The organism is Chitinimonas violaceus (assembly GCF_052601015.1).
The window spans coordinates 1-255 of record NZ_JBQXDJ010000295.1 but is presented as its reverse complement, the minus strand read 5'-3'; the positions used below and the strand labels follow the sequence as shown (position 1 = coordinate 255).

The window sequence follows — 255 nt, the reverse complement described above, 5'->3', positions numbered from 1 at the left end:
GCAGGTAAAGAGCGAGGATGGCACTGCCACCCAGGACATCGTCGTCACCCTCACCGGCACTAATGACAAACCCGTTATTAGTGGTGATGCCAGCGGCAAGGTGATTGAAGCTGGTGGTGCAGGTAATGCCGATGCAGGTGTTGCCACAGCAAGCGGCACTTTGACGATCCGCGATGTGGATCATGACGAGAGCCACTTCAAAGCACCCAGCAGCCCCAATGGCGTGTATGGGACGTTTAAGTTTGACCCCGACAC

At 56.1% G+C, this 255-nt stretch carries 1 protein-coding gene; it reads left to right on the top strand.

The annotated features are described in order from the left end of the window. Nucleotides 1-255, top strand: a 255-nt coding sequence (locus ACUHMQ_RS21360; protein WP_445297435.1) for a VCBS domain-containing protein, incomplete at both ends; no start/stop codon positions are given.